At 58.9% G+C, this 6661-nt stretch carries 5 protein-coding genes and 1 pseudogene; 3 read left to right on the top strand and 3 right to left on the bottom strand.

From position 1 onward, the window contains the following. Together CFB10_RS19175 and CFB10_RS19170 are read right to left on the bottom strand one after the other, a co-directional pair. Positions 1-1088 (bottom strand): annotated as a pseudogene (locus tag CFB10_RS19175) (ice nucleation-like protein); the annotation flags it as partial. A 711-nt stretch (positions 1089-1799) separates the two neighbouring features. Beyond that, positions 1800-2693, bottom strand: a complete 894-nt coding sequence (locus CFB10_RS19170) for a LysR family transcriptional regulator (protein ID WP_026363586.1) — start codon at positions 2691-2693, stop codon at positions 1800-1802. A 124-nt stretch (positions 2694-2817) separates the two neighbouring features. Here CFB10_RS19170 and CFB10_RS19165 point away from each other — a divergent pair, with 124 nt between their 5' ends. The 3 genes from CFB10_RS19165 to CFB10_RS19155 are packed head-to-tail and all read left to right on the top strand — an operon-like array spanning position 2818 to position 5572. Beyond that, positions 2818-4005 carry an MFS transporter gene (locus tag CFB10_RS19165; RefSeq protein WP_020010112.1) on the top strand — a complete coding sequence of 396 codons (1188 nt, stop codon included), beginning with the start codon at positions 2818-2820 and terminating at the stop codon, positions 4003-4005. After that, positions 4002-4466, top strand: coding sequence for a cyclophilin-like fold protein (locus CFB10_RS19160; RefSeq protein WP_020010111.1), 465 nt, complete (start codon positions 4002-4004; stop codon positions 4464-4466). Before CFB10_RS19165 ends, CFB10_RS19160 begins: the two co-directional genes overlap by 4 nt. A gap of 26 nt (positions 4467-4492) precedes the next feature. Then, positions 4493-5572: an alpha/beta hydrolase gene (locus tag CFB10_RS19155; protein ID WP_020010110.1), complete on the top strand. Its 1080-nt coding sequence runs from the start codon at positions 4493-4495 to the stop codon at positions 5570-5572. A 120-nt stretch (positions 5573-5692) separates the two neighbouring features. On the opposite strand, the gene CFB10_RS19150 is transcribed toward CFB10_RS19155, so the two are convergent. Next, a complete protein-coding gene (locus CFB10_RS19150; RefSeq protein ID WP_003508348.1) occupies positions 5693-6592 on the bottom strand; it encodes a LysR family transcriptional regulator in 900 nt (299 codons plus the stop codon). Between the last annotated feature and the right edge of the window lie 69 nt (positions 6593-6661).

Raw genomic sequence — 6661 nt, 5'->3', positions numbered from 1 at the left:
TGCGCCGAGGAAAGCGCTGCGGCCTGCGTTCTGCTCAGGGCGGCGATGTTGCCAGTGCTCAGCTTGGTGACGTCGATGCCCGCGAGTGCCTTGGTGCTGATGGCCTTGATTTCATCGGCGGAGAAGGTGTCAAGGCTGTCGGAGGACAGGGCGTTCAGTTGTGTCGAAGACAGACCGGCGATCTGCGTCTTTGTCAGAGCGGCGGCATTTTCGGTGCCGAGACCAGCCAGTGTAAGACCGGCGACGGCATTGGCGCTGATGGCCTTGATCTCGTCGGTCGAGAACAGTGCCAGCTCGCTGCTGCTCAGGGTGGCGACCTGCGCGGAACTGAGGCCGGCGACCTGATCGGAGTTGAGGGCCTTGATCTGGTCGGTCGAGAGAGCTGCGAACTGTGCCGAGGACAGTGCCGAAATCTGGGTTCTGCTCAGGGCGGCGATGTTGCCAGTGCTCAGCTTGGTGACGTCGAGGCCGGCGAGGAGCTTGGTGCTGATGGCCTTGACTTCATCGGCGGAGAAGGTGGCAAGGCTGTCGGAAGACAGGGCGTTCAGCTGCGTCGAAGACAGGGCGGCGATCTGGGATTTTGTCAGTGCGGCGGCGTTTTCGGTGCTGAGAGCAGCGAGCGCTGCGGCGGAAAGACCGGCGATGGCATTGGCGCTGATGGCCTTGATTTCGTCGGTCGAGAACAGAGCCAGTTCGCTGCTGTTCAGGGTTGCAACCTGTGCGGAGCTGAGACCGGCGACCTGAGCCGAGTTAAGAGCCTTGATCTGGTCGGTTGAGAGGGCGTCGATCTGGCTGGTGTAAAGCGCCGTAACCTGAGACGCCGACAGACCGCCGATCTGAGCGGAGCTCAGTTTTGCGATCTGGGTCAGGGTCAGTCCCTTAAAGGCGCTCACGGAGATGGCCCGAAGGTCTTCAGAGCTGAAAAGAGCAAGGTTATCTGTGCTCAAAGAAGCGATCTGAGACGACGAGAGGGCCTTGATCTTGGTGCTGTCAAGGGCATTCACGTCTTCAGAGGTTAGGCTGGCGATTGTGGCCGTGGAAAGCTTGGATATCTGCACAGCAGACAGTGAGGAAAGAATAGAAGTCATGAACGTGTCCTTTACCGAATGGCGACTGGTCACGCCTATCTGCCGCCAGACACTGCCCATGATGACAGCGGTCCGACATCCGCAAATAAAGCGAAATTGTGGAGAACATGGCTCATGTGAACCTGCGCTGGAAAGGCATCATGCAATTCGAGCCGGAGAAGGGGGCCCGGATTTTCCACGCTAGCTTGTGCGAATGCCGCTTAATAATTTCCGCCGCTTAACATCTTCGCGACGTGCGTGTCATATCAGGCGAACATTTAAAGCCTAGTTAATATTTGGAGGGGCACATTTTATTCTTGATGTTTTCGTATCTTAGAGCTTTATCGAGTATAAAATTACGAATCCAATTACCCAGTCGGTCGGTTTTCACTACGGGAAAACAGATGTGTCCGCGCTCGTATAAGTAGCGCCCGTTTGGGCGGGCGGGAGCGCAAGGGTTTAATGTTTATTGTCGCTCAAAACGGAACGGCAATTCTTGTCGCAAGCTGATTCGCTGATGTAACGGGCGTCAGCCGCAGTCAATAATTTGCTTTGTCTCCTTTATATCGGGCGCCGTGAAGTTTGTTTTTAGGGAGAAGAAGCTGTGATTTCCACGTTTCGTGGATATGGCAATGCTTTAGACGGACAGACGCGGGCCGCGATGATCCGCCACGAATGACGGGCCGGTTTGGGTTCAGGGCGCTTGTCCCGATAGGAGGTCAATCCTCCGTATCAGGCATGATGGCGCAGGGCGTCGATGATCACCTTCATCGCCGGAGACATCTGGCGCCTGCTCGGATAATAGAGGTGGTAGCCGGTGAAGGGCTCGCTCCAATTGTCCAGAACCGCCTGCAATCTCCCTTCAGCGATGTGCGCCTCGACGAGGTCTTCCGGAACGTACGCGATCCCGTAGCCTTTCATCGCAGCGTCGATCTGGGAGATCGAGGAATTGAAGCTTAGTTGTCCGTCAACCCTGACCCGCAGCTCCCGCCCGTCCTTTTCAAATTCCCAGGCGTAAAATCCACCCCAGGTTGCCTGACGCGTATTGATGCAGACATGGCCGACCAGATCCTGGGGTATGACAGGGATGCCGTGTCTGACGAAATAGTCTGGCGAAGCCACGGCTCTCAGACGCCAGTCCGGGCCGATCCGGACGGCGATCATGTCCCTGTCGACGCTCTCGCCCAGTCGCACGCCGGCGTCGAAGCGTTCCTCGACAATATTGCGCATGCCATTGTCGCTATAGAGCTCGACACGAATGTCGGGGTAGTTGGACAGAACGCGGCCCAGTTTCGGCCAGACGGTTGTTTGCAGGGCGTGATCGGACAGGGTGAGGCGCAAGGTGCCTGAGGGCTTTTCGCGAAAGGCGACGAGATCCGCCAGATCCGCCTCGATCCCCTGAAATCGCGGAGCGATAGATAAAAGCAGGCGTTCGCCGGCTTCCGTCGTGGCCACGCTGCGTGTTGTCCGCGTCAGCAGGCGCACGCCCAGCCGGGCTTCAAGCTGCTTGATTGTATAGCTCAATGTCGATTGCGATGTTCCGAGCGTCGCCGCAGCCTTCGTAAAGCTCCGCTCTTTGGCAACCTCCATGAACCAGAGGAGATCCTTCATATCCTCTCGCTGCATCAAAACCTCTGATTAATATTGAATTTCGATAAGTCCATGCGAATTAGCACGGATTGTCCGCAAAGTCGCCCGGCAATATCTTCCCGCCATCGAAAGAAACCGGGATTTTAGTGGGATCTGGCGAATGACTCTCACCTATGACGAAAAGATGGGCAGCAGACGTGCGGCATGGAGCGCCGTGTTTTGCATGACGCTCTGCGCCTTCGTGTTGATCGCTTCGGAATTCATGCCCGTCAGTCTGCTGACGCCGATCGCCGCCGATCTCGGCGTTTCAGAAGGTAATACGGGGCAGGCGATCTCCATCTCCGGCATCTTTGCGGTTATCACCAGCCTGTTGATTACCGGCCTGACCCGGCGGCTGGACCGGCGCGTTGTCGTGCTCGGCCTCACGGCGCTCTTGATGGTGTCCGGCATCGTGGTCACCCTTGCACCGTCTTTCCCGCTCTTGATGCTTGGCCGGGCATTGCTCGGAATTTCGATCGGCGGCTTCTGGTCGATGTCCACCGCGATCGTGATGCGTCTCGTCTCCCATGATCAGGTGCCGAAAGCACTTGCACTGCTGAATGCCGGCAACGCGGTTGCGGCAACGGTTTCCGCCCCACTTGGCAGCCTGCTGGGCGCCTATATCGGCTGGCGCGGCGCCTTCTTTCTGGTCGTGCCTATCGGCCTGCTTGCGCTCCTGTGGCAATGGATCGTCCTGCCGGAACTTCCGCCGCGCCGCGCCCGTGTATCCGCGAATGTCTTCAGGCTGCTTGGACGTCCAGCCGTCACGGCGGGCATGATCGCGATCCTGCTGTTGTTCATGGGTCAGTTCGCACTTTTTACCTATCTGCGGCCCTTTCTCGAGCAGGTCACGCGGGTCGAAATCACGATGCTGTCGCTGCTGCTGCTGATCATGGGATTGGCGGGGGCGGTCGGAACCTGGGTCGTCGGCCGGCTGCTGCAACACCGTCTCTTCAGCATTCTTGCGATCATTCCCCTGTTGATGGCCGGTATCGCGCTCTTCATGGTCGCCTTTGGCGACGCGAAACTTCCTGTCGCAGCCGCACTTGTCGGCTGGGGTTTCGTTGGAACCGCCGCACCCGTTGGCTGGGGCACCTGGCTGAGCCGCATTCTGCCTGATGATGCCGAGGCCGGCGGCGGGCTGCAGGTTGCCGTCATTCAACTGGCGATCACGGCGGGGGCCTCGGTCGGCGGCATTTTATTCGACAGTTTCGGCTGGTGGTCGGCCTTCACGCTGAGCGCATTGTTGCTCTGCGGTTCTTCGCTTGCCTCTTTTGTCGCCTGGCGGCTGGCGCGGAGGCGATCGTGAATGGTCGCCCGGCGGTTTTCGCCCGACGCATCCTGCTGGCGATGGCCGCCGCCTTCATCCTGCCGGGGCGAGCTTTCAGCAAAAGCGGGCCTAACAATCAGGAGAGGACCGATTTGAAGATCAAGCTGATTTTCGCAGAAAACACGATGATAGCGACGCTCTACGACAATCCGTCAGCCCGCGATTTCGCGTCCATGCTGCCGCTCGACGTCAGGATCGCTGACTTCGGCTCCAACGAGAAGATCGCCTATCTCCCTCGAAAGCTGACGGTCGAAGGCCACGGTCCGTTCGAAAACGAGCGACCTTACGACCTCTGTTATTACATGCCCTGGGGCAATCTCGCGATGTTCTATGCCGACTACAGGCATCCCGGCCTCATCCGGCTGGGACGCTTCGATAAAGGCTTTGAAGCGCTTCATATCCCCGGGGAATTTCCGCTGCGCATCGAACGCGTCCAATGAACCGAACCACAACAGGAGTTCCCAGCATGAGCAAGCCAGTCGAAACTGATGAAACCTGCAATACCGGCAGGCGCAACCTGATGAAGGCAACGGGCATCGCCGTCGCCGCAATGGGCATGGTGCCGATGGCGAGCGCGACGCAGGCTTTCGCCCAAACCTCTTCATGGGACAAGGTCTTCCCGAAGAGCGACAATGTCGATCACCAGAAGGTCTCGTTCAAGAACCGCTACGGCATTACCCTGGCAGGTGACCTCTACCTGCCAAAGAACCGCGAAAGTGCGCCTTTGGCCGCCCTTGTGATCAGCGGCCCCTTCGGTGCGGTAAAAGAACAGTCGTCCGGTCTTTATGCGCAGACGATGGCGGAGCGCGGATTTGCCGCGCTGGCGTTCGATCCCTCCTATACCGGAGAAAGCGGCGGCGAGCCCCGGAACGTCGCCTCGCCGGATATCAATACCGAGGACTTCAGCGCCGCGGTGGATTACATCGGGCTGCAATCCTATGTGGATCGCGAGCGTATCGGCGTCATCGGTATCTGCGGCTGGGGCGGCATGGCGCTGAACGCTGTCGCGGCGGACAAGCGCGTGAAGGCGGTCGTGGCCAGCACCATGTATGACATGACGCGGGCCATGTCCAAAGGTTACAACGACAGCGTCACCCTCGAACAGCGCACACAGGCGCTGGAGCAGATGAGCCGGCAGCGCTGGCAGGATGCGGAAAAGGGAAGCCCCGCCTATCAGCCGCCTTATAACGATCTCAAGGGTGGCGAAGCGCAGTTCCTGATCGACTATCACGATTACTACCGGACGCCGCGCGGCTATCATGCGCGTGCTGTCAATTCGGGTAATTCCTGGACGCAGACGACACCCCTGTCGTTCATGAACATGCCGATCCTGACCTATATCGCCGAAATATCGCCGCGCCCGGTGATGTTCATCCATGGCGAGAAAGCGCATTCCCGATATTTCAGCGAGACAGCTTTCGCTGCCGCTGCCGAACCTAAGGAACTCGTGATCATTCCGGACGCCAACCATACGGACCTGTATGACCGCGCCGACAAAATCCCGTTCGACCGGATCGCCGCCTTCTTCAGCCAGCATCTGGCCTAGAGGCCCGACCATCAGAACGTTGCGGCAGCCCCGGCTATTGCCATTTCTTGCTGCCGCCACGCTAAGCCACGCATCAGGCCGACGCGCTCGTGCGCGTCGGCGGGGTCAAGGTCGCCGGCTCTAGTCCAGCATCACCATATGCGCCGGCAATTGTTCCTCGAAGAATTTCGAGAAGGTCGCGATACGGGGCGGCAGCGTCTGATAGGGCGGATAATAGAGCGTCAGCCAGAGTTCGGGCGGCGCCCAGCCGGGCAGGACATGAACGAGCCGGCCGCTATGGATATGCTCGGCGATATTAAATCCCGGCAGCATGGCCACGCCCGCGCCATCTGCCGCCATATCGGCAAGAACTTCGCCGCTATTGGCGCTGAATGCGCGGCCGGCCGAGATGGCGATGCTCGATCCGCCGTCTGACAGGACCCAGTTCTCCCGCCGGCTTTCACCGCTATAGGCAAGGCAATCGTCAGGGGTCAGTTCGCTTGGATGTTCCATCTGCGTAAACCGGCTGCCCGGTGCCGCCACCAATATTCGCGGCACGGCCCTGATCTTGCGCCAGATGGTGAATTTGTCTGACGGGGCGGACGATATGCGGATCGCCAGATCGTAGTCGTCATCCACGATATTGATCAGGCCGTCCGACAGGGAAATCTCGAAGCACATTTTTGGATAGAGTTCCCGGAAACCCGACAGGATCGGCGGCAGCACCGTCTTGCCAAGCCATGTCGGCGCGCTGATCCTCAGGCGCCCCTCATCGGCCTTATGGGCGTTGCGGACATCGCGCCGGGCGTTCTCAAGCGCCTCGACCGCCGGCTGGATCTGTGCGGCGAAGATGGCGCCGTCCGTCGTCAAGGAAACCTGTCGGGTGGTGCGGACAAACAATTGCACACCGAGATCGTCTTCAAGCGCGGCAATCGCACGGGTGACGGCAGCCGCCGTCATGCCCAGTTCACGGGCGACTTGCGCGAAGTTGCGCTTTTCGGCCGCCATCAGAAAGGTTTTCAGAGCTTTATGGTCGTTCATCTCTATTATTTCAAAAATCGCAATTCATTCGAGAGAAATATTGCAATTCCGCGATGCAATCAAGCGGGT

The sequence above is a fragment of the Agrobacterium sp. 719_389 genome (assembly GCF_900188475.1).
In the GTDB taxonomy this organism is placed as follows: Bacteria; Pseudomonadota; Alphaproteobacteria; order Rhizobiales; family Rhizobiaceae; genus Agrobacterium; species Agrobacterium radiobacter.
The sequence above is the reverse complement of the archived record's forward strand: the minus strand, read 5'-3'. Positions and strand labels throughout refer to the sequence as shown.

Coding starts and splice junctions, on each gene's coding strand:
- CFB10_RS19150 (WP_003508348.1), bottom strand. CDS start 6,592: ATGAACGACCATAAAGCTCTGAAAACCTTTCTGATGGCGGCCGAAAAG.
- CFB10_RS19155 (WP_020010110.1), top strand. CDS start 4,493: ATGAGCAAGCCAGTCGAAACTGATGAAACCTGCAATACCGGCAGGCGC.
- CFB10_RS19170 (WP_026363586.1), bottom strand. CDS start 2,693: ATGCAGCGAGAGGATATGAAGGATCTCCTCTGGTTCATGGAGGTTGCC.
- CFB10_RS19165 (WP_020010112.1), top strand. CDS start 2,818: ATGACTCTCACCTATGACGAAAAGATGGGCAGCAGACGTGCGGCATGG.